The organism is Methylocapsa sp. S129 (genome assembly GCF_009765995.1).
Lineage (GTDB): Bacteria > Pseudomonadota > Alphaproteobacteria > Rhizobiales > Beijerinckiaceae > Roseiarcus.
Map to the genome: position 1 here is coordinate 26922 of NZ_LMUI01000048.1, position 20555 is coordinate 47476.

The window sequence follows — 20555 nt, forward strand, 5'->3', positions numbered from 1 at the left end:
GATGCCGCGTAAACCCGTTGTTCGGAGCGGAGCCCCGCGCGCGCCGACCGAAGGGTCTTTTTTGCAAACCCAAAGCAAAGCAGTTGCGGTTTTCCCGGCATGTGTTTTGATCGATCGCGTCAACACATGGTGAATGGGAATGCCGCAAACAATCTTGCTTCTTGTCGCCGTCGCGGCCGTCGTCAGCATGGTCGTGTTGATCGCGCGCTTCAAAGTCAATCCGTTCATCGCCATATTCGGCTCGTCTCTGGCGCTTGCGCTCGTCGCCGGCATGCCGGCCGCCGACGTCGTCAAATCTTTTGAAGCGGGCGTCGGCGGCGCGCTCGGCCATATCGCCATCATCATCGCGCTTGGCACGATGCTGGGCAAAATGCTGGCCGAATCGGGTGGGGCCGAGCAGATAGCCAACACGCTGATCGGCCTTTTTGGGGCCAGAAACATCCATTGGGCGATGATGCTGATCGGCTTCATCGTCGGCCTGCCGGTGTTCTTCGAAGTCGGCTTCGTTCTCTTGATTCCGATTGCCTTCAATGTCGCGCGCCAGACCGGCGCCTCTTTGCTTATCGTCGGTCTGCCGATGGTGGCGGGGCTCTCCGTGGTGCATGGGCTGATCCCGCCTCATCCCGCCGCTCTGCTGGCCGTGCAGGCCTATCAGGCCGACATCGGCAAGACGATTCTCTACGGCGTCGCGATCGGATTGCCCGTGGCGACCTTGGCCGGACCTTTGTTCGCCATGTTCATCGCGCCGCGCATTGTCCTGCCCGCCGAAAATCCGATCGCGGCGACGCTGGTCGCGACTCAGGATCCGGACCGGCGCCTGCCGGGCTTCGGCGTCACCATGCTGGTTGTTCTGCTTCCGGTGATCTTGATGCTCGCCGGGAGTTGGGCCGATCTCATTTTCGCCGCCAAAACGCCCGCCAATATCGCCCTCCGCTTCCTCGGCAATACGGATATTGCGCTCCTTTGCGGCGCCGTTGCGAGCTTCATTCTGCTCGGCGCGATGCGCGGCGTCTCGGCGAGCGCAATGTTGAAATTCAGCAATGACTGCCTCGCGCCGACGGCGGCGATCACGCTTCTTGTCGGCGCCGGCGGCGGCTTCGGCCGCATCTTGATCGACAGCGGCGTTTCGAAGGTCATCGTCGATCTCGCCGTGAGCGCCAACGTCCCGTTGCTGCTGCTGGCCTGGCTTCTGGCCGCGCTCATGCGGATCGCCACGGGATCGGCGACGGTGGCGATGACCACGGCCGCCAATATCGTCGCGCCGATCGCCTTGAAGTCTCCGGGGACATCGGTCGAACTTCTGGTGATCGCCACCGGCGCGGGCGCGTTGATCCTCTCTCACGTCAACGACGGCGGCTTCTGGCTGGTGAAAGAATATTTCAACATGACCGTGCCGCAGACGTTTCGCACCTGGACGATCGTCGAGACGATCATCTCCGTGGCGGCGCTGATCCTGGTTTTGCTCGCCTCGGCGGTCGTCGGCTAGGCGGGACGGGGGTGAATGCTTGCGCGTCTTGGCCATAGTGTTTCTTTGCATTGCGGGTGCGTTTTCCCTGACGCTCATGCCCGATCTGCAAACTTTGGCGCCGATCGTGGGGTTTTCCCTCCTGCGCGCCGCTGCGTTAGTCCTCGCGCTTATTTTTCTGGTCGCGAGCGGAGGGCTCGATAGTTGGTGGACGGCGCGGAACAAGTGGATATCCCGGGGCGGCCTGGTCTTCCTGACGACATTAGGCGCGCTGCTCGTCGTGTTCCTCTGCGGGGCTTTGCAGTCGGTCAGATACGACGAGTTGCCGCAGCCTTATCCCGTGATCTATTTGATCCTCGTGAGAGCATGGCCGCTTTGCGTTATGGCCGGAGCGTTCTGGCGATCGCGGGCGCTCTTCATCCTGGCCGTCGCGGGCGCCCTTTTCACCAGCGTCTTCGCTAATGTGACATGGGACGCCCTGCACGAAAGATATCGGGCGGAGGCCCCTCTGAGACAAAGGGAAGCCGACGAAGCCAGGGCGCGGGAGATCGCTCCGGTGATGACCGCGTTGGCGCGCGTGCCGCGCGAGGCCGGCGTGGAGCCGCTCCTCGACTTCATTCTGCGCACCGACCCTCATGAGGCCTATTGGGAAGCGATGCGACGCATCGAGGACATGCCGGATGCATTCGAACAGCTCCAGCGATTGTTGGACGGCGGGCGGTCTCTGGATGCGCTCTATGTTCTCTCCAAAATAGCAGCCGATCGGCCAGACGCCTTTCCCGAAGCAACAGAGGATCGCGCCTGGGTCGCGGCTGCGAGGATCGCGCGCGACATGACGGACCGGACGGGTAAGGACGCTACGCCCGCGAATGAAATCGAGAGGCTGTGCGCTTCGGTGGACGTGCTTGTGTACAACCGAAAGAAACCCTGGACGCTGCCGGAGCGGCGCCGGGCGGAATTGACGACCGTGCGAGACTGGATGGAGGCGGCGGCGACGAAAGATTACTCCTGCTCCGTTGCCTCCAATTTTGTCATGGACCAGGCGCTTGCGCCGCCGCCAGGAGGCGAGAAGCCCTGAAGAGGAGCGCGGAGACGGTCAGATAAGCGTTGCGGTGACAGTGCATTCCAGTGACGCGGTCTTCGTTTGCGAGCAGGGTGCGGGCATGGCTCGGCTCGCGCGCGTCGTCGTTCCCGGTCTGCCGCATCAAGTCGATGTCCGCCGCCGCCCTGTGATCTCGCGCCGCGCCCGCCAGGCTGCTACAAACGCCGCGCACAACTGGAGGGTCGCCCCATGAAGTGGAAAGCAAGGAGTTTCGCCCTGATCTTGGGGCTGGCCGCGGCGCAGGCGCAGGCGGAGCCGGCGACGCCGCAAGGCGCCAAGCAGGTGCTTGACGGCTACATCGCGATCTTTGGGCCGGCGATCGCCGACAAGGGGATCGTCAGCGTCGATCCGCAAGACGATTCCTACAAGGTCACCTGGCATAGCCGCCGCGTCCTGGACCTCATCCCCACGCCGCCTGACGAGCTGCAGATGGGCGACTTCGCCTACCAGATCACGCCTGGCGCCGGCGGCGCGTGGCGTGTGACTGCCGATGCGTTTCCCTCGATCGTCTTCGACGCCCCGACCGACAAGGGTCGGATGTCGGGAAAGATCGATGTGACGGGCATGCATCTCGATATCTCCTACGATCCGGCCCAACCGGTTCCCTTCGCCTCGCATTCGACTTTCGGCGACATCGTCGCCGATGTTCGCGTCCTCGACGGCGGCGCAACCATCCCGCTCCGCATCCAATATTCCGACCTCCAGGCGGACATGAAGCAGACGACGACGGATGGCGGCGCCAATCTCGCTCTGCATGAGACCCTGCGCGCATTCGTCCAGAAAATGTCGATCCCTGTCGAAACGCAGCCGAACGCCAAGATCGACGCGAGTTTCACGTTCGGACCGGCGACCGTCGACGGGACGATCGATCAGTTCCGAACGCAACAGGCGCTGGCCGCGTGGCGCTTCGTGCTCGCGCAGAAGGATCAGCCCAAGAACGCGACGTCGCTCGCCACGCTCAAGACGCTTCTCGCCGCTGGTCTCCCAGGCTGGGCGAAGATGAACCTCACCACCGACATAAGCGATCTGGCTTTCGAGATGCCGCTCGCCGAGGCGCACATGAAGGGGTTTCGCGAGACGATCGATTTGCCCGGCTTCACCGAGGTCGCGACGGGCGGATTCGGATTGAAGATCGACGAATTCAATATGCGATCGCTGTTCCTGCCCGAGGGTTTCGAACTCCTGCTGCCGCTCTCCCTGGATTTCGCCGTCGGCATGAAGATCAAGGGCCTCGATCGGATCGCCAGGGTCGCGCTTGACGACCATGACTTCATGGTCGAGAAGGATGTTTCGCCGGAAGGCCAGGCGAAGATCGAACAGATCTTCAAGAGCAGCGCGCCGACCTTCACGCTCGCGCCGGGATATCTTCGCAGCCCGCTTATCGATCTCGCCTACCAGGGCGAAGTGCAAGTGTCGCCCAATGATTCCGTCAAAGGGCATATCCTTGTCAGCGTCGACTCGCTCGACAAGCTGATCGCCCTCGTCAAGCCCTTCGCCATTCTGTCGCCCGAGGTCGCCAAGGCGACGCTCGCCATCGGCGCGGTCAAGGGCATGGCGACGACGGGCCCGGACGGCCGGCTGGCGTGGAACATCGAAATGAGCGGGCCGCCGGCGCAGGCGACCGTTAACGGCGTTCCGTTCCCGATCGGGAAGTGAGGGGGACGCCGTCCACCCCATCGCCGACGCGCGGCGGACTCGGGGGTCAGAGTGGCGACGGAGCAGAAACCGACATGTTTTCGGGCGATGCTCCGGACAGGCAAGTCAGACGTTTGGAACCCGCAGGATGTTTCAATTCAACCCGCGCTGGAAGGAAGAGCTCGTCGTCAGCGCGCCGGGCGGTTCATTCATTCTGGAATTGCTGATGGGCGTCTTGTCGGCGTATTTGCCGACGGAAGAAGCCTGGCGGCGTAAGGCCCCTGCCTGGGCCGCCGACCTCTGGCCCGTGTTGAGGACCGAGTTGGAGCAATGGTGTCTGGAGAACCGCGCTCGCTTCTTCATCGATGAGACCGCGCAGGTCTCTCCGCTGTAAACGCCCGTTTTGGGTCGAGCGCAGTCCGTCCGAGCCCCCTTTTGCGGCGACACGCGCGCTTTGCCTAACGCCGGCTCGTTCGATGGCGAATCTTGTCGATCGCAATCTTGAGCTGTCGCAACATATCGGCGTCGCCGGAGCGCACCGCCTTGGCGAGAATTTTGGCTTGGCGTGCGGCCTCGGAACGCAAAAAGGCCTCCCGAAATCTGGGGGTTTCGGTAATAGCTTCGTCCAACAGTCTATCCACGGGGCCGCGTATCGACGCGCCATCCTTTTGAAAGGGATCGTCTGACATTGTCCTGTGTCTTGGCGGGGGGTGTCGCTGGCGCCAGCCAGCCTCGGCTATTTCCGAGATCCAAAAAGGAGACGGTGAAAAAGCGTCCGCAGCGCTCATATGGTTTACATCTAAAACATTCAAAGGGGGCGCCAGGAATAAAAATGCGGCGCCGCGGCCTGAAAATCAGTCGTCCTCGGGATGACGCCTGAGCAAGTCCCGCGTTTACGGTGGCGCGCGCTCACCATTCGACGCATCATTCCCGCGGAAGCTGGACGCGGCGTGCGACTGGAGGGGATGGTCAGTATCGCCCGGACAGTCCCTCGAAAGAGGGAATGAGGCGCCGGCCGCGGTAATTGTTTTGAGAGGCGCCGGCGACACGCGAAAGCCGCCCCGCGGACGCCCGTCGGGTTTGATATAACGACCTCACGCGCCACCCTCTTCGGCGCCTATCGCCGCGCCCGATTGTCGGAGCAGCCTGGCCTCGTCGATCGCCGCGCCGAGAAGGTCAATGAGCCTCTGCGCTTCCGCCTCCGTCAGCACAGTTTCCGTCATGGCCGTCACGGAATCTTCTGTAACGCCGCCGCTGCGAATGTCCTTGCCTGCCGGGTGTTTGTCCGGATCGATTTCGAATACTTCAAGATCTATCTGCCCCGGCCCGATAACGCCGACCTCGATAACGCTGCTTCTGTGTGAGACCGAGCGGCAGTCGATACGGCAATTAGGGTTGCTGAAATCGGTCATGGCGACGCTCGCAATATCGGAAACGTCATCGCTCCATGCTCACGCTTGCTTCCTGCCCGCGCTCGTTCACGGCGGAGGCTCCCCACGGCTTACTTGCTGAACCCTTCTCGAACCCACCCGGCGGTCGATTTGACGATGTGAAACGCCGCCCACGGAAACGCCCATAAAAGCGCCAAATCCGCGAAAGCATGCAGGCGTTCAGGAAAGCTGTCGCCTTGCGGCCAGTAGAACCAAGCGACCAAACAGAGCAGCGTCCATAAAACGGCGATAATTCGGCCTATTCCCTTCAACATAGGCATCTCCTTTGAGCGCGGAATGCGGCCCGAAAACGCAAGGTTTTCTTGCCTATGGTCAGAACTTTTTAGCAGCTTCTACCGCCTTCACGCATGAATCCATGCGACTCGTAACCTTGTCACCCATGTATCGATCAACTTTAGCTGCGCCGGTCGTGCGGTTTATATTGTACTTTTGCATCCATCTAGCCATGACAGGCCAAGTGAAAGTAATGGAATCGCCGGCAATTATGATATCTGTCGCCTGCAGGCTGTCTCCGTTGTGAAGGACGTAACTACTCGATATGTCGAGCCGATAAACGCCGGAATGATCGTCATAAGTGCAGGTCAGTGAAATATCTTCGGCCCGAGCCGCGGCTACGGTTGCGAGGATCGCCGTAAGCGCAAGAACGATCTGATAGCTGTGCTTCATGAATCCCCTCCATTCGACGGCCAGCCTTGCCCGGCATCCGCGCAGCAAGAATCTTCTGCTTGCAGAGGCGGGCGCGCGTCGACAGGCGGACGCCGCGACGCGCGCGGAGATGCATCACGGCGTCCGTCAAGCCAGCGTCAAAACAGCGTCAATGCCGTCGCCGCGTCAAAAATATCGAGGAATTTCAATTCACCGGCGCAGGCGCGAAGCTTGCGCAATCGCGGCTGCCGCCGATGCTGAGCGACGCCCAGGCGTGGAGCGCGCGGGGCGGGCGCCCCTATACGAATGCCTTAGCCCCTATCCCGCCGCCGGCGTGGAACGAGATCAATGAGCCGCTCTTCAAAATGGCGCGGCTCTATTGCGCCTGGCCAGCGGGGCAACCGTCGAGCGCATACCAGGTCAGGCGCAGGAAGCCCGGCTTGACGAAAGCGCAGATCGTGTCGCCTTCCTGAAACCGGTCGAACAGGTCGGGCTTCACGCCGAACGAGCCTGACATCTTGTCGTCGTCGGGCCCCCAGTCCGAGAGAACGAAGGTATGGGCGTGGCCGCGGCCCGTGCTCACCAGCCTTTCCATGATGGTCGCCTGGTAGATTGTGGGCTGCGAATCGTCGAGGCGCACGTCGGCCTGCGCGATCACGCCATAGGCGTAGAGCGCGCAGGTCAGGGCGAGGAGGCCGATCCCGGCCAGGTTGCGCACGTCAGGGCACAGGGCGGCGACGAGCGCGCCGCATGCCGCCGCAACGACGGCGACGACAGGCAAGAGCATCGGCCAGTCGATCAGCGCGATATCGGACGCCGCGCGGATCGCCAGCACGGCGGCCGGCGCGGCATACATGACGATCAGGGCGAAGCGGCCATCGGGCGCCTGTCCGAAGGCGAAGAACCTGCGGCCCCATCGTTGCAACGCGATAGCGAGCACGGGCATCGCTGCGGCGGCCAGGATCGACCAAACATAGGGCGAGGGCCAGAACGCCGCCCATAAGGCGGCAAGGGCGCCTGCGACATTGCCGGCGAGCGCGATCCCTTGCATCCGCCGCCCCATGGCGCGGCGTTCGTCCGGCGTGGCGCCCAGCGCCGCGTCGCCCTCCAACGCCAGGAGAAACGCCGCGCGTTGCTGCTTGGCTTTGTTCGTCTTGGTTGCGCGCGTGGCTGTCAAAGGACCGGACCCCCAAGCGCCGGAATCAGCGCCGGTCTCCTCTACGGCGCCCCGCCGGGTCGCCGCGTCCGCCGATCGGGGGATGGGGGGATTTACAGCGGCGCGTGCGTCCGACTCCAAGGAGGGAATGAAGCGTCTGTCGCCGTCATTCCGCTGTCGCTCTGGTTCAAAAATCAAGCGATTTGCGACACGCGAAAACCGCCTAAAGCGTTGGGGTTTTGAGAGATTACGCGATTTGACCTGATTGAGCCTATGCTACGATCGCCGAACGCGCCTTGACCGGATGATCCGCGGTCCCTTACTTCGTCCCCTGTCACGGGCAAGGGGCGAGGGTCTATGGAGCGCACGCAGAAGGTCGCACTCGGGAGCGTCGGGGTCGGCCTTGTCGTGCTTGGGCTCAAGTTTGCGGCGTACTGGCTGACCGGCTCGATTGCGCTCTATTCGGACGCCCTGGAGACCACCATCAACGTTGTGGCGGCGGGCGCCGCCTTCGTCGCGCTCGGCGTCTCGGCGCAGCCCGCTGATTCCAATCACCCCTACGGCCATCATAAAGCGGAATATTTTTCGGCCGTGTTCGAGGGCGTGCTGGTCGTCGTCGCGGCGCTCTCGATCTTTCACTCGGCCTATCTTGGCTTCCTCGCCCCCAAGCCGCTCGATGCGCCTCTTGAGGGCCTCGCGATCAACGCCGGAGCCAGCGTGCTCAACGGCGTCTGGGCCTCGCTCTTGTTGCTCTGGGGCCGTCGCTGGCGTTCTCCGGCGCTCATTGCCGACGGCCGGCATGTGCTGACGGATGTCGTCACCTCGGCCGGCGTGCTTGTCGGCGTCGCCCTGGTCTGGGCGACGGGTTGGCTCGCGCTCGATTCCATCGTGGCGGCGCTGGTCGGCGCGAACGTTCTATGGTCGGGCTACAAGATGGTGCGCGAGGGAGCGGCGGGGTTGATGGACGAAGCGCCGCCGCCTGAAATGGTGGCGCGCATCAAGGAATTGATCGGGCACAATGCGGCGGGCGCGATCGAGGCGCATGACGTGCGGACCCGTCATGCCGGGCGCATGACCTTCATCGAATTTCATCTCGTCGTGCCCGGCGACATTCGCGTCGCCGAGGCCCATGAAATTTGCGACCGGATCGAGGCGGCCTTGAAGACCGATATGGACGGCGAGGCGCTCATCACCATCCACGTCGAACCCGAGGCGAAGGCCAAGCTCTCGGGCGTGCCGGTGCTTTGACGCGAAAATCGCGATATTGAGAACAGCGATGTCAGGCATAATTCGAGACGTTTTGGGAGACGACGCTCACAGGGCGTCGCTCGGAAGCTGATGCCCTGAGGAGCGATCGTGTGTTATGACGCGGCCAGGCTTCAACGATCACCCCTAGTGGAATCTCGGCATGGCATGGCTTGGCGGCATAGCCGACGCGCTGGGAGACGCCAATTTCCGTCGATATTCCGTTGGTTCAATTGTTTCCTGGCTGAGCTTTTTCGTCCAAGCCGTCGCTATCGCTTGGGTGACTTGGACATTGACCCACTCGACGAAGTGGCTTGCGATCGTTTCCTTGCTCGACGCGGTTCCGATGGGCGCTTTGGCTCCATTGGGGGGCGTCATCGCGGACCGATACGACCGATTTCGTGTTCTGATGATCTGCTATGCCTTGGCGACGCTTCATGCGGCGGCGCTTACGGCTCTTGCTTTCTCCGGACGCCTTACGGTCGAGTGGCTCGCCGTTTTGGCTTTGGCGCACGGCGTCATACACGCATTCAGCGTGCCGGCGGCTTTCGGCTTGCTGCCGAGATTCGTCGCCCCTGAGCGCCTTTCGTCCGCCATTGCCGTGGCGTCCGCATACACGCAACTGGGTATTTTCGTCGGGCCCGCGCTCGCTGGATGGATCATTTTACATTTCGGACCTACTGCCGCGTTCGCCAGCAATGTGGCAGGCTACGGAGTCTTTTTTGCCTCAGCGGCGCGTATGCGGACCCCGAGCTCCTACCGGCGAACCCCACCGCCGACAAAGGCGTTCCTGCACGATCTGTTGGACGGAATCCGCGCGATTTGGACTCACGCAGGCATTCGCGGATTGTTGACCTTGATGTTGTTCGGGGATTCGCTTGGCGCCGCGGTGCGTCAGATGTTGCCCGCTTTTGCCGACCGAGGGCTGCACGCGGGGATTGAAGGTCTTTCGACGTTGCTCGCTGGCGCCGGCATCGGGGCGACGCTCTCAGCGCTCTGGCTGGCGCAGGGGGGCCGCAAGCGATTGAAAATCGGGTTGATCATGCTCGCCTTTCTCGGGTATTTGATCGGGACATGCGCCCTCTTGAGCGTTTCAACGCTCGCGCTGGGGGCGCTCTCGATGGTCGCGCGCGGGTTTTGCTTCGAAATATGCCGCACCGGCACGGTGGGTCTTCTCCAGACCTCGACTCAGGATGAATTGCGCGGAAGAATCATGAGCGCCCAGTTTCTTATGCAACAGGGCGCCAGCGCCCTGGGGGTAGCGCTGATCGGCGCGGTCGCCGATGCCTGGGGTTTGAAAATTCCGCTCCTGTTGGGCTGCGCCCTGGCGTTTTGCGCGTGGCTCGCAGTCATTCAACAGCGCCAGCATATGCGCGCCGCCTTCGCGGCGCATCACGAATAGAGGGCGCATCTATCGGACGTGCAAAATCAAAATATTCGGAACAGCGTTTTCTGGCCGAAAATCAGCGGCTTTTGAGAGACAGCGGTACAGGGCGTAATCTTGAATGCGGCCGCCCGCGGGGCTTTGATCCCCGGATCGCATAGCCTTGGAGGAGCAACCTCATGGGAAGCGCCCGGACCGTGACGGATTTGGCGTCCGTGGAAGTGGAAACCCCTTTGCAGCGGGAGGTCGCGGCGCTTCTTGCCCATTCGGATGGTGTCGCGGCCCGGCTTTATTCCGGCGAATATCGGCGGCCCATCACTTGCGAGTCCTTGGGGGAGCCGGGCGCCCATGTGCTCGTTGCGCGCCTTTCGGGAACAGCGGTCGGCCTCTGTGTCGTCTTCGAGCGTGGCGACGGAACGGTCGAGATCAAGCGTATGATCGTCGAAGAAAGTGCGCGCGGATGCGGCGTCGGCGCGGCGCTGCTCAGCAAAGCCCACATCGAGGCGAGCAGACTCGGCGCTCATGCCGCTCTGCTGGAGGTGGGCATCCACAACACAGAAGCGCAGGCTCTGTATCGGGGCGCCGGTTACAAGCCTCGCGAACCCTTCTCGCCTTACAAGGCCTCCCCCATCAGCCTTTTTATGGAGCAAGCTCTCTAAACTCGCGCACCGTCGTTGATGCAGAAATCAAGCTTTTTCCAAAAGCGATTTTAGCTCGAAAAGCCGGAGCTTTTGGGAGACCCTACCGGCCGATGATTCGAGGTGCGAGACAATGGCTATGCTGATCGTGTTCGGCGGTCTTCCAGGTAGCGGGAAATCGTCAATCGCACGCGAACTGGCGAGAGAGACCGGGGCCTTTTGGCTGCGCATCGATTCCCTAGAACAGGCGATCCGCGAATCCGGCATTTTGCCGGGATCGATGGACGACGCGGGCTATCGCGCGGCCTATGCTGTGGCGGAAGACAATTTGCGCCTGGCCATGACGTCATCGGCGATTCTGTGAATGGCTGGCCGGCGACGCGGAAGGCTTGGCGAGACGCAGCCCTGCGGGCCGGGGCTCAAATCATCGAGGTCGAAACGATATGTTCAGACCTTGAGGAGCATCGGCGGCGCGTCGAAACAAGGCGCAGCGAGGTGCCCGGTCTTATTCTCCCGAATTGGCAAGCCGTGATGGACCACGACTACGAGCCGTGGGATCGGGATCGCTTGAGGATCGACACGGCGGGACGCAGCGTCGAAGATTGCACAAGGCTTGTCCGCGTAGCGATGATCGGGCGCGCATAATCCAAGACGGCTGTGACAGCGATTTCAGGTCTAAAATCGGTGAGTTTTGAACGACGCAGGAAAGTCGCCCTCATTTGGCAATCGAACGAATGACCTTCGCCGGGTTTCCTCCGACAAGACTGTTGGGGGGAACGTTCTTGGTGACGACGGAACCCGCCGCGACAACCGAGTTTTCGCCGACCGTCACGCCGCCGATGATCGTTGCGCCGGCGCCGATCCATACGTTTCTTTCAATCGCGATGGGCTTGGCGATGGTGAAGGCGCGCCGCCGCGACGGTTCGAGGGGATGGCCTGATGTGATGAGGCTCACATTCGGCCCGATCATCACATCGTCGGCGATGTCGAGGCCGCCAAGATCATAAAAAGTGCAGTTCTGATTGACGAAAACATTGCGCCCGATCGTGATGTCGGCCCCGCCGGTTGTGTAGAATGGCGGGATCAATAAAAAACTGTCGTCCACCTGCTTGCCGATGAGATCGCTGAACAAGGCCCGGACTTCGTCCGCATCGTCGAAGGTCAGACGGTTGAGATGGACGGTGATCGCCATCGCCCGTTTGACGTTCGCCAACATGGCTGCGGATTCGGGCGTTCTCCTGGGAATTATCTTGATGCGATCATCATTCGCCATGCGTTATTGTCCTCCGAGCATGGTTGACGTTCGGCGCATCGCGGCCGCGCCGAGATTTGCTTGATATAGCCCGATGGAATCCACGATCTGAGGTTGGCGGCATGGCGCAATCCAAGGGAAGAATCATTCTGCTGAACGGTACTTCTAGCGCAGGCAAGTCCACCTTGGCGAAGGAATTGAGGGTCCGGCTTGAGCCTCAATTTCATTACTATTCCTCTGATCAGCTCGCAGATGCGCGCTTTCGCCCGCTCGATAAAGATGTTCGGTTTCAGTACAGGGAAGCTTTCTTTGAAGGATTCCACAGATCGATACCCGCGTTCGCAGAGGTAGGTTTGGACCTCCTCGTGGAACATATTGTGGAACGCCAGAGCTGGGCCGACGATCTGAAGGCCTTGCTATCGCCCTTCAACGTTTTCTGGGTTGGCGTTCATGCGCCGGCGGCCGAGATTGAGCGGAGAGAGCGCTTACGAGGAAATCGTCAGATTGGCGAAGGCGCTTACCACCTGAAGACGCACGATTTCTGCCGATATAACCTGGAAATCGACACGACGCAGCCGCTCGAACAGAACGTTGAGACTATTCTTACAGCGTGGCGTAGCCGTTCCATCTCGGCGCCGGATTAAGGAGTCGGCTCGGGAAGGTGCGCGCATCTCTTAGGGTTCGCCGAACCAGCGCGATGCGGCCTGAGCCGCTTCCTCATGGTTTGAGGCGCCCTCACTGGCCCAGGCGACGAAGCCGTCGGGGCGCACGAGCACAGCGCTCAAGCCCAACCGGTCCCTGGCGTCGCTGGCGACATACGCGATCCGACCATTCCAGCGGTTTGCAAGCGCCTGAAGCGGCGCACGAGCGTCAAAGTCCAGCAACAGGCCTTTCCCCGTCCTGAGGCGTTCACCGAGCTTCGTCCCGTCGAGCAACTCGAAGTCGGGCGCGCTGCGGCCCACCAGCGGGTGCCCGCCGCCAAGATCGTAGCGCAGAGAAACGCCCAACACGCGTTCGGCGAAATAGGTCGCGCCGTCGCGCGTGTCGATGAGATCACGGATGATGGCTTCGAGCGCGCGCGAACTCCGGCTTGGCCGCATGAGCGCGACCTGAGCGCGCGACCAGTCAAGAACCTGCGCGCCCACCGGATGCCGTTCGCTCGAATAGCTGTCAAGCAGACCGGCCGGCGCGTCGCCACGGATGACGGCGGCGAGCTTCCATCCAAGGTTCATGGCGTCGCCAAACCCTAGGTTGAGCCCTTGGCCGCCCAAGGGGGAATGGATGTGCGCGGCGTCGCCGGCGAGCAGCGCGCGCCCTCTGCGGTAAGTCGTCGCCTGGTAGGCGCGATCCGTCCAAGTGGTGGCGAGCCGGAGGGCCGTCAGGGTGACGTCCGCGCCGGAGATGCGACGCAACGCCGCCTGCACGTGTTCGAGCGTGATCGGCTGGGTTCGATGGAAAGCGCCTCCGTCGAACTCGACCATCGCGATGGCCCCGGGCCGCGACTGAAAATACATGCCCGTCGGCGTGTAGTGGCGGCCCTGGCTGAGCTTATCGGGATCAGCCATCTCGACTTGAACGGAATAGCCGGTGAACTCGGGATCGGTGCCGACAAACGCGAAGCCGCCCGCCTTGCGCACTGTGCTGCGGCCGCCATCACATCCGACGAGCCAGCGTCCGCGAAAAGTCTCGCCGCCCGCGCGAATGGTCACGTCTTCGTTCGACTGGTCGAAGTCTTCGACGCCGCGGCCGCGCCTGATCTCGACCCCCATCGCGCTCGCGCGAGCGGCCAGGGCGGATTCGATATGCTCCATATCGGCCGCCATATTGGCGTCGGCCGGACTTGGCAGGCGATATCGCCATTTCGAGGCGTCGATATTGTCGGTGTCGAAAGGGATGCCGGCGAAATGACCGGCCTGGCGGCGCGGCTGCTCCGCCCCTTGTGCGGTCGTCGAGGCGCCGCCGCCGTCCGGGTCATTTTTCGCGGGTTGCGGCGCCGCGATGTCGTTCAGCAACCCGCGACGGTGGAAGGCTTCGATGGTGGGCGCCCAAAGGCCGCGCCTGCCGAATGGAAGCCGCTTCAACGGGGAGTCCGGGTCCCCGGCTTGCTCCAGAACCAGCACCGAGAGATCTGCGAGGCGCAGCTCACAGGCGAGAAACAAGCCAACGGGGCCGGCGCCGGCAATCACGACATCATAGGGCGCCGAGTGGGGGTTGTGCATGAACTACTCCTTTGGGTCGTTCGACCGGAGCGGTTCGTCGTTTTGAGAACCACACGGACGAACAACGGACGCTTGAGCGGCGTCCGACGTTCGTCGAGGGGAACTCATGCACGAGGCAGGGACAGAGCTTCCGTTTCCGAAAGGACTTGGGCTTACCAAACCAAGTCTGCCTTTTCCGACGCCGGCAGTATAGCGTCGCGCCCATCGATCTGCAACGGTACGTGCTGTTGGTTGGGCGTGGTGAGGATATCAAGTTTTGCAACACGCGGGACCGCAGCCAAGAAGGGGCTGGGACTAATCGTCGCGCGGCTCGGCGTCGACCTTTGCCGCTGACGAGGCGAGCCCACGTTGGGCATGCTTCATCCCATCGGGAAGCTGAACCCAGGCATGTTTCGATTCTTCGAAGACAGATGCCGAAGGCGGCGGAAATGTCGGGTCCGCGAATGCGCCGACAGCGACGACGCACCAGCCTGGCCGGAAATCTCCATCCCAATACAACGATGTTCCGCAAGACGGGCAAAAGTGGAAGCGAATTTTGCGCCCTTCCTGTCCATCTCGCTCGAAAACCTTGCGATCCCCTTCGATGGCGACCTGAGTCGTCTCGAAAATCGCGCCGCCGCCCGCGAACGCTCCAGTCCTTCGCTGGCAATCGCGGCAGTGGCATAGGCTGATCATGAGCGGGTCGCCGGATATGTTCGCGCGAAGCGACCCGCAATGGCATTGGGCGAGCCTGTTCATTTGGGCCTCCTTTGCATAGATAGGCCTGTCGGCGGCGCGTGCCGCCGACAGGCATTTTCGGATGTTATGGGGATGTCCGGATCACGCCCGTCTTCGGTTGAAAAATCAAGCCAAGTGCGACCTTCAGCACGCCAGCGGTACGGAACTCAAGAATTACGACGAAGCGCCTTTTGCCTGAAAATAGGGGGACTTTTAAGAGACAAAGCTGTTTCGTCAGGAAAGCCGATCCGGAATGGCGACGGTCAAAGATGCAGGCCGAGCACGAACGCTCCAAATTCGCGCGCCGCGGGCTTGACCGCTTTTCCGGCAGGGAACAGCACATTCAATTGCAAAGAGCCGATGTGCCATTCGGGCAAGATGCGAATCAGACAACCCTCCTCAAGCTCGCGCCTGACCGCAAGCGTGGCTGAATATGTGAAACCAAGCCCCGCCTTGGCGGCTGCGATACAACCCTCGTTGCTGTTGATGACGTATTTCGGAATCAGCTCGATCGCTTCGACAGCGTTCCCCTTCCGGAAAGTCCACAGATTTGTCGGGCTCTCTGAATGGGATATCGTCGACAGGGCGCGGAGGTCGGAAGGGGTCGCCGGATGCCCGGCGGCATTGAGATAGGCGGGAGCGGCGACGACCACGAAGGGCCACTCGCCAACGTGTCTGGCGATCATGCTTGAGCTTTCCAGCGGCCCGAGCCGAAGGGACACATCGATGCCCTCTTCAAGCAGGTTCTGGCGTTCGTCGTCGACGAGCAGCACGATCCGCAGCGCGGGATGCCGGGATGCAAAGGCTGGCAGGCGCGGAATGATTTCCCGCACGGCAATGCTGGAGGTGAGGGCGACGCGCAGCACGCCTCGAAGTTCGCCGCCGCCGCGAGCCTCGTGATCCGCTTCGTCCAGTTCGGCGATCGCCTGCTCGATCCGGGCGAGGTAACTGATTCCGACCTCGGTCAGAGTGACGGCGCGGGTCGTGCGGACCAGAAGCGACGCGCCGACCTCTCGTTCGAGCGCGGCAATGATCTTGGAAGCCGTCGGCTGGGTGAGACCCAGCTCACGAGCGGCCGCGGAGAAGCTGCCCTTGCGCGCGACGCGGGCGAAGAGCCGAAGGGCGGAGAGGCGGTCGCTCATGCCCCCCAAGCATAAATCAAATGCCTCGGCGGACGCTACCCCCGTCTCGCCGACACGAGCATGATCGACGAAATCGAGTTGTGCTCCAACGTCTTCGCGACATGAGCGCGCCTCCAAGGTTGGCTCAAACACAAGGCGCAATTACATGACGAACATGCTTGGCGGCAAGATCGCGCTCATCACGGGCGGCAGCAGCGGCATCGGCTTGGCGACGGCTAGGCGTTTCATCAGCGAAGGCGCGAGCGTCGTCATCGTAGCGCGCGATCAAGCAAAGCTTGACTCTGCGCTCCAGGAACTTGGCCCCAGGGCGACCGCCGTGCAGGCCGATGTTAGCAAGATAGCCAATCTTGACGCCATTTTCGCGCACATCCAAGCGCGCCACGGTCGACTGGACATCGTGTTCGCCAACGCCGGCGGCAGCAAACCCGGCAAGCTGGATCAGCTCACGGAAGAACAGTTCGATTTTACCTTCGACCTGAACGTGAAGGGCGTGTTTTTCCTTGTGCAGAAGGCGCTCCCTCTGCTTGCCGACGGTGGCGCGATCGTTCTCACGACGTCGATCGCCAACGTGAAGGGCATGCCCGGCGCGAGCGGCTATAGCGCTTCGAAGGCGGCTGTCCGAGCCTTCGCGCGAACCTGGACGACGGAACTGAAAGACCGGCGGATCCGGGTCAACGCTGTTAGCCCCGGCCCGATCGACACCCCGCTCCACCAAACCATCGGAGCGAACAATCCAGAGGTCATGAAGCGCGCCGCGGCGATGGTGGCGCAGGTTCCGGTCGGACGCATTGGCCAGCCCGAGGAGGTCGCCGCGGCCGTGACCTTCCTGGCGTCCGACCAAGCCAGCTTCATCACCGGCGTCGAGCTATCGGTCGATGGCGGGCTGACGGCGGTCTGACGGGTCAAATGTCATCTCTCAAAACGGAAGGAATTTGAGAGGGCGGCAAAGCCGCGCCTATGACGGGGCGCTGCGGGAAATCTTGAGCGATGGTCGAGCGACCGCGGCGCCCACATTGCTCGCTGCTACGGCTCTACTTGCCTCTCGTAGTCTGGGACATACTCGAGGTGCTTGTGCTTCCCCGAGCGAAGTCCTGTCGGTTGGTCTAGGCTTCCCGCTGAAACGGATATTTGCGCCGCGTGCGCCGATTCCCAGAACAGTTGCGAGCCGCAGTCTTTGCAAAATCCTCGGCGAGCATTAGGCGATGATCTGTACCACTTGAGCTTGCGGCGTTCGGCGACCTGAAGCGATTCCGGGGCGCAGGCGGTATAGGCCACGCCATGTGACGATGCGCGGCGGCACATCGCGCAGTGACAATAAACCACTTCGCGCATGGGGCCATGTATGGAGAAGCGCACCGCCCCGCAGAGGCAGCTTCCGGTCGCCCGCGCGGAATCGCTTTGATCAGCCATCGGCTTTTCCCTTGATTTTTCGCATTAGGACGACTATTCTAGAACTATCGTCAGAAGGGAGCAATGCCATGCTCAACGGAATTTACAATTGGCTGTCCGAGATCGCCGCCCATTTTGAGCGGCAGAACTTCGTGAATAGGCTAGAGCTCTTAGGGGACCGCGATTTAGACGATATCGGGCTTCGAAGAGATCAGCTTGACGCCCTCCGTCTCCCGCCGCGAAAGACTCCGGTCTGGAAGGCGCGCTCTGAATCCATGAAAGTCGCGCGGCCGTCTTTGCAAGGGTGCGGCTAGGTGACGGAAAGCCTCCCTTTCGCGGTCGCCGCGCGATGCTTGGCTGAACTTGGACACCCGTCTCGTCTGCAAATCTTTAGCCTGTTGGCGGAGTTGGGCGAGACCGGATGCAAGGTCTCCGACATCCAGCAGGCTCTGAAACTGCCCAAATCCACCGTCTCTCACCACCTGGCGGAGCTGGCGGGCATCGGACTCATCACGCAGACCCGCGAGGGGCGAGTATTGCGCTGCCGAATCGATGCTCATCGGGCGCGCTTGGTACAGCAATTCATCAACCAATGTTGTGACGGATTGCCGGACTAGCGAGCAAAGCGCGGGCAGGATGTTTATTCGGCGGTCACGTGGAATAGGTGTGGAACCGTCGCCGACTGGTCGCTTCGCCGACGCGCGCGCCGCGGCCTCGAGGGGTTTTCGTCCGATCCTGAATACCAGGGGCGAGGGCTTGGAACCACGCTGGCGTATTGCGCCCTGCAAGCAGCCGGCGCTGGACTGGATCGCCCCGCTGGACTGAGCGTTTCAAGCGCCAATCCGGCGGCGCTGTCGGTTTATCGACGGCTTGGTTTCGAACCGCATCGGGAAATATGCCGTTTCAGCGCCGGCCATCAAAATTTGCGGGCCTCGATGGCGCGCCGACGCCAATGATCACAGGCCGGTAAAAAGGCGTCCGAATTAACCGAAAATTGAACTTTGTCATTCCGTAAAGCTCTCTTCGATGCGCCGCTCCGCGCTCATCGGCTTCGCATAGGGTCAGGACAATGAACCGAATGATCATCGGCGCCCTCATGTCGAAATGGATGACATCGGCGTTGGCGTTCGGCGCGGCGTTTTTCGCCTCTCAGGCGGCTCTGGCGTTCGAGGGGCGCTATGTCGCGGGCTCCAAGGATTATAGGCAGGAACTCACGATCAAGCATCGCGCGGACGGCCGCTTCGACGTGACGGCCGTCGTCGGGACGGAGGGCTGCTCGGGCATGGTCGCCGACGCGCTCGGCGCAGCGGACGGCGACACGCTGAAAGCCGAAGCCAAAGAGGACAATTACACCTGCGTTCTCGTTATTCGCCGCACCAAGAAGGGCGTCAGCGTCGAAGAAGAAGACGGCTGCCTTAATTTTCATGGGCCGTCCTGCGAAGTCAGCGGCGACTATCGCAAACGGCATTGATTCGAGCCCGGACGCCCATCGGCGAACGGGAACAAGCGCGAGGAGGCGGGGCGATGACGGGTTGTAAGCATTGGGCGCTGGCGGCGGCGCTCGCGGGAGCGCTCTTGGTGAGCGGGGCGCCGGCGCGCGCGCAGGTGAATGCGCGCGAGCCCGACCCGGCGGTTTGGCTGCGCCAGATCTACGCTCTCTACCATCGCGCGGAAAAGTCGCCGTCGGATATATCGTCGAGCACCGAGCTCATGGGGAAACGGGCCTCGAAATCGCTTGCGGCGCTGTTCAAGCGGGACGACGCTTGCGAAGTGAAGGAGGGCGGCGTTTGCGCGCTTGACTGGGATTTCATCATCGACGGCCAGGCCTGGACGCTGTCGAACGTCAAAGTCGACGCCCTCGTCGTCGCCGGCGACAAGGCGACGGTGACGGTCAAATTCACCAACCTCGCCGTTGCCTGCGTCAACACCTACTTTTTCGTGCGCGAGGACGGCCAATGGAAGATCGACGACATTGAGACCAAAAGCGGCTCCGAAGCGCCGGTGCGGATCGCCAAGCTGCTGAGCGACTACGATTATAAGCAATGAGGGGCCGGCTTTTCTGGCTTCCTGCCCCTGACGCCGATCACGCCGCGGCGCGTTCGGCGGTTGGCCGGCGGCGCAGAGGCGCTTGCGTAATCGACGGCGGATCGTAGGCCGCGGTCAGCGATCCAAGATCGGCGCCCGGCGCAACGATCGCGTCGATCCGGTCGAGAACCTGATCATCCAGCACGATCTCCGCGCCCGCCAGCAGATTGTCGAATTGCTCCATCGTTCGCGGTCCCAGGATCGCTGATGTCACGCCGGGATGCGCCATCACGAAAGCCATCGCCATATGCGTCAGCGACAGCCCGGCTTCTTCGGCCACGGGAATGAGGCGTTCGACCGCGTCCAGCCTGCGTTCGTCGGCCATCTGCTTGGGGAATCTCTTGGCGCGCGCGCTATCGGGTTGCGGCTGGCCCTTGCGGTAGCGGCCGGTGAGTATGCCCATCGCCAGCGGGCTCCAGACCAGCGCGCCCATTCCGTAACGCTGGCAAGCTGGCAGCACTTCGCGCTCAATGCCGCGGTTGAGGATCGAATAGGGCGGCTGCTCGGCGCGGAAGCGCGCCAGCCCGCGTCGCTCCGCGACCCATTGCGCCTCCACGATTTCCGAGACGGGGAAGGTCGACGACCCGATCGCGCGCACCTTGCCTGCCCGCATCAGGTCGGTGAGCGCCGAAAGGGTTTCCTCGATATCGGTCTCCGGCGCCGGCCTGTGAATCTGATAGAGGTCGATGTGATCGGTCTGCAGGCGGCGTAAGGAATCCTCCACCGCGCGGGTCAGCCAGCGCCGCGAATTGCCCTGCTGGTTCGGATCGGCGCCCATCGGCAGATGCGCCTTGGTGGCGAGCACGATATTGTCGCGGCGGCCCTTGAGCGCCTTGCCGACAATCTCCTCCGACTCGCCGGCGCTATAGAAGTCGGCGGTGTCGACGAAGTTGATTCCCGCATCCAAAGCCTTGTGGATGATCCGGATGCAGTCGTCATGGTCGGCATTGCCCACGGCGCCGAACATCATCGCGCCCAGGCAATAAGGGCTGACTTTGATTCCGGTTCTTCCGAGCGTGCGGTATTGCAT

23 protein-coding genes and 2 pseudogenes are annotated in these 20555 nt (G+C 62.2%); 15 read left to right on the plus strand and 10 right to left on the minus strand.

The window, feature by feature from the left end; genetic code table 11:
• The first annotated feature begins 139 nt into the window (after positions 1–139).
• From GSQ90_RS25260 to GSQ90_RS25280, 5 genes are all read left to right on the plus strand, one after another.
• Entirely contained in the window at positions 140–1486 is a 1347-nt protein-coding gene (locus GSQ90_RS25260; RefSeq protein ID WP_246731768.1) for a gluconate:H+ symporter, read from the plus strand.
• 106 nt (positions 1487–1592) lie between these two features.
• Entirely contained in the window at positions 1593–2543 is a 951-nt protein-coding gene (locus GSQ90_RS25265; RefSeq protein ID WP_158817742.1) for a hypothetical protein, read from the plus strand.
• A 213-nt stretch (positions 2544–2756) separates the two neighbouring features.
• On the plus strand, positions 2757–4223 hold the full coding sequence (locus GSQ90_RS25270; protein WP_158817743.1) for a hypothetical protein: 1467 nt from the start codon (positions 2757–2759) through the stop codon (positions 4221–4223).
• 127 nt (positions 4224–4350) lie between these two features.
• Positions 4351–4596: a hypothetical protein gene (locus GSQ90_RS25275; RefSeq protein WP_158817744.1), complete on the plus strand. Its 246-nt coding sequence runs from the start codon at positions 4351–4353 to the stop codon at positions 4594–4596.
• A gap of 82 nt (positions 4597–4678) precedes the next feature.
• Positions 4679–4888, plus strand: coding sequence for a hypothetical protein (locus GSQ90_RS25280; RefSeq protein ID WP_158817745.1), 210 nt, complete (start codon positions 4679–4681; stop codon positions 4886–4888).
• A gap of 408 nt (positions 4889–5296) precedes the next feature.
• Here GSQ90_RS25280 and GSQ90_RS25285 read toward each other — a convergent pair whose 3' ends face one another.
• The 4 genes from GSQ90_RS25285 to GSQ90_RS25300 form a co-directional block, all read right to left on the minus strand.
• A complete protein-coding gene (locus tag GSQ90_RS25285; RefSeq protein ID WP_158817746.1) occupies positions 5297–5614 on the minus strand; it encodes a hypothetical protein in 318 nt (105 codons plus the stop codon).
• A gap of 89 nt (positions 5615–5703) precedes the next feature.
• Complete coding sequence (locus tag GSQ90_RS25290; RefSeq protein ID WP_158817747.1) at positions 5704–5907, minus strand: hypothetical protein; 204 nt, start codon at positions 5905–5907, stop codon at positions 5704–5706.
• Between the two features lie 58 nt (positions 5908–5965).
• A complete protein-coding gene (locus GSQ90_RS25295) occupies positions 5966–6319 on the minus strand; it encodes a hypothetical protein (protein ID WP_158817748.1) in 354 nt (117 codons plus the stop codon).
• 355 nt (positions 6320–6674) lie between these two features.
• Complete coding sequence (locus GSQ90_RS25300; protein WP_158817749.1) at positions 6675–7475, minus strand: hypothetical protein; 801 nt, start codon at positions 7473–7475, stop codon at positions 6675–6677.
• A gap of 336 nt (positions 7476–7811) precedes the next feature.
• On the opposite strand from GSQ90_RS25300, the gene GSQ90_RS25305 reads away from it, so the two are divergent.
• The 4 genes and pseudogenes from GSQ90_RS25305 (at position 7812) to GSQ90_RS25320 (ending at position 11366) form a co-directional block, all read left to right on the plus strand.
• Positions 7812–8702 carry a cation diffusion facilitator family transporter gene (locus GSQ90_RS25305; RefSeq protein ID WP_158817750.1) on the plus strand — a complete coding sequence of 297 codons (891 nt, stop codon included), beginning with the start codon at positions 7812–7814 and terminating at the stop codon, positions 8700–8702.
• A 160-nt stretch (positions 8703–8862) separates the two neighbouring features.
• The gene (locus GSQ90_RS25310) at positions 8863–10101 is read left to right on the plus strand and encodes an MFS transporter (protein WP_158817751.1); all 1239 of its coding nucleotides are present in this window, start codon (positions 8863–8865) and stop codon (positions 10099–10101) included.
• Positions 10102–10262: 161 nt separating this feature from the next.
• Positions 10263–10742 (plus strand): N-acetyltransferase, encoded by a 480-nt coding sequence (locus GSQ90_RS25315; protein WP_158817752.1) that lies wholly within the window; start codon positions 10263–10265, stop codon positions 10740–10742.
• Between the two features lie 118 nt (positions 10743–10860).
• Positions 10861–11366 (plus strand): annotated as a pseudogene (locus GSQ90_RS25320) (AAA family ATPase).
• Positions 11367–11436: 70 nt separating this feature from the next.
• On the opposite strand, the gene GSQ90_RS25325 reads toward GSQ90_RS25320, so the two are convergent.
• Entirely contained in the window at positions 11437–11937 is a 501-nt protein-coding gene (locus tag GSQ90_RS25325) for a sugar O-acetyltransferase (protein ID WP_246731769.1), read from the minus strand.
• Between the two features lie 158 nt (positions 11938–12095).
• On the opposite strand from GSQ90_RS25325, the gene GSQ90_RS25330 reads away from it, so the two are divergent.
• A complete protein-coding gene (locus tag GSQ90_RS25330) occupies positions 12096–12617 on the plus strand; it encodes a chloramphenicol phosphotransferase CPT family protein (protein WP_158817754.1) in 522 nt (173 codons plus the stop codon).
• A gap of 30 nt (positions 12618–12647) precedes the next feature.
• On the opposite strand, the gene GSQ90_RS25335 is transcribed toward GSQ90_RS25330, so the two are convergent.
• From GSQ90_RS25335 to GSQ90_RS25345, 3 genes are all read right to left on the minus strand, one after another.
• Positions 12648–14192, minus strand: a complete 1545-nt coding sequence (locus GSQ90_RS25335) for an FAD-dependent monooxygenase (protein WP_158817755.1) — start codon at positions 14190–14192, stop codon at positions 12648–12650.
• A 294-nt stretch (positions 14193–14486) separates the two neighbouring features.
• Positions 14487–14930, minus strand: a complete 444-nt coding sequence (locus tag GSQ90_RS25340) for a GFA family protein (protein WP_158817756.1) — start codon at positions 14928–14930, stop codon at positions 14487–14489.
• Between the two features lie 242 nt (positions 14931–15172).
• Positions 15173–16051, minus strand: a complete 879-nt coding sequence (locus tag GSQ90_RS25345) for a LysR family transcriptional regulator (RefSeq protein WP_158817757.1) — start codon at positions 16049–16051, stop codon at positions 15173–15175.
• A gap of 145 nt (positions 16052–16196) precedes the next feature.
• Here GSQ90_RS25345 and GSQ90_RS25350 point away from each other — a divergent pair, with 145 nt between their 5' ends.
• The gene (locus tag GSQ90_RS25350) at positions 16197–16949 is read left to right on the plus strand and encodes an SDR family NAD(P)-dependent oxidoreductase (protein WP_158817758.1); all 753 of its coding nucleotides are present in this window, start codon (positions 16197–16199) and stop codon (positions 16947–16949) included.
• A gap of 125 nt (positions 16950–17074) precedes the next feature.
• Here GSQ90_RS25350 and GSQ90_RS32940 read toward each other — a convergent pair whose 3' ends face one another.
• The gene (locus GSQ90_RS32940) at positions 17075–17461 is read right to left on the minus strand and encodes a GFA family protein (RefSeq protein WP_158817759.1); all 387 of its coding nucleotides are present in this window, start codon (positions 17459–17461) and stop codon (positions 17075–17077) included.
• 332 nt (positions 17462–17793) lie between these two features.
• Here GSQ90_RS32940 and GSQ90_RS25360 point away from each other — a divergent pair, with 332 nt between their 5' ends.
• From GSQ90_RS25360 to GSQ90_RS25375, 4 genes and pseudogenes are all read left to right on the plus strand, one after another.
• A complete protein-coding gene (locus GSQ90_RS25360) occupies positions 17794–18057 on the plus strand; it encodes a helix-turn-helix transcriptional regulator (protein ID WP_158817760.1) in 264 nt (87 codons plus the stop codon).
• Between the two features lie 60 nt (positions 18058–18117).
• A pseudogene (locus GSQ90_RS32945) lies at positions 18118–18396 on the plus strand (GNAT family N-acetyltransferase); the annotation flags it as partial.
• A gap of 113 nt (positions 18397–18509) precedes the next feature.
• Positions 18510–18911, plus strand: a complete 402-nt coding sequence (locus GSQ90_RS25370) for a hypothetical protein (RefSeq protein ID WP_158817761.1) — start codon at positions 18510–18512, stop codon at positions 18909–18911.
• A 53-nt stretch (positions 18912–18964) separates the two neighbouring features.
• A complete protein-coding gene (locus GSQ90_RS25375; RefSeq protein ID WP_158817762.1) occupies positions 18965–19486 on the plus strand; it encodes a DUF3828 domain-containing protein in 522 nt (173 codons plus the stop codon).
• Positions 19487–19523: 37 nt separating this feature from the next.
• Here GSQ90_RS25375 and GSQ90_RS25380 read toward each other — a convergent pair whose 3' ends face one another.
• Positions 19524–20555, minus strand: a complete 1032-nt coding sequence (locus GSQ90_RS25380) for an aldo/keto reductase (RefSeq protein WP_158818166.1) — start codon at positions 20553–20555, stop codon at positions 19524–19526.

Coding starts and splice junctions, on each gene's coding strand:
- GSQ90_RS25305 (WP_158817750.1), top strand. CDS start 7,812: ATGGAGCGCACGCAGAAGGTCGCACTCGGGAGCGTCGGGGTCGGCCTT.
- GSQ90_RS25350 (WP_158817758.1), top strand. CDS start 16,197: ATGACGAACATGCTTGGCGGCAAGATCGCGCTCATCACGGGCGGCAGC.
- GSQ90_RS25290 (WP_158817747.1), bottom strand. CDS start 5,907: ATGTTGAAGGGAATAGGCCGAATTATCGCCGTTTTATGGACGCTGCTC.
- GSQ90_RS25375 (WP_158817762.1), top strand. CDS start 18,965: ATGACGGGTTGTAAGCATTGGGCGCTGGCGGCGGCGCTCGCGGGAGCG.
- GSQ90_RS25335 (WP_158817755.1), bottom strand. CDS start 14,192: ATGCACAACCCCCACTCGGCGCCCTATGATGTCGTGATTGCCGGCGCC.
- GSQ90_RS25280 (WP_158817745.1), top strand. CDS start 4,679: ATGGCGAATCTTGTCGATCGCAATCTTGAGCTGTCGCAACATATCGGC.
- GSQ90_RS25330 (WP_158817754.1), top strand. CDS start 12,096: ATGGCGCAATCCAAGGGAAGAATCATTCTGCTGAACGGTACTTCTAGC.
- GSQ90_RS25295 (WP_158817748.1), bottom strand. CDS start 6,319: ATGAAGCACAGCTATCAGATCGTTCTTGCGCTTACGGCGATCCTCGCA.
- GSQ90_RS25345 (WP_158817757.1), bottom strand. CDS start 16,051: ATGAGCGACCGCCTCTCCGCCCTTCGGCTCTTCGCCCGCGTCGCGCGC.
- GSQ90_RS25275 (WP_158817744.1), top strand. CDS start 4,351: ATGTTTCAATTCAACCCGCGCTGGAAGGAAGAGCTCGTCGTCAGCGCG.
- GSQ90_RS32940 (WP_158817759.1), bottom strand. CDS start 17,461: ATGGCTGATCAAAGCGATTCCGCGCGGGCGACCGGAAGCTGCCTCTGC.
- GSQ90_RS25260 (WP_246731768.1), top strand. CDS start 140: ATGCCGCAAACAATCTTGCTTCTTGTCGCCGTCGCGGCCGTCGTCAGC.
- GSQ90_RS25285 (WP_158817746.1), bottom strand. CDS start 5,614: ATGACCGATTTCAGCAACCCTAATTGCCGTATCGACTGCCGCTCGGTC.
- GSQ90_RS25325 (WP_246731769.1), bottom strand. CDS start 11,937: ATGTTGGCGAACGTCAAACGGGCGATGGCGATCACCGTCCATCTCAAC.
- GSQ90_RS25370 (WP_158817761.1), top strand. CDS start 18,510: ATGAACCGAATGATCATCGGCGCCCTCATGTCGAAATGGATGACATCG.
- GSQ90_RS25380 (WP_158818166.1), bottom strand. CDS start 20,555: ATGCAATACCGCACGCTCGGAAGAACCGGAATCAAAGTCAGCCCTTAT.
- GSQ90_RS25315 (WP_158817752.1), top strand. CDS start 10,263: ATGGGAAGCGCCCGGACCGTGACGGATTTGGCGTCCGTGGAAGTGGAA.
- GSQ90_RS25340 (WP_158817756.1), bottom strand. CDS start 14,930: ATGAACAGGCTCGCCCAATGCCATTGCGGGTCGCTTCGCGCGAACATA.
- GSQ90_RS25270 (WP_158817743.1), top strand. CDS start 2,757: ATGAAGTGGAAAGCAAGGAGTTTCGCCCTGATCTTGGGGCTGGCCGCG.
- GSQ90_RS25310 (WP_158817751.1), top strand. CDS start 8,863: ATGGCATGGCTTGGCGGCATAGCCGACGCGCTGGGAGACGCCAATTTC.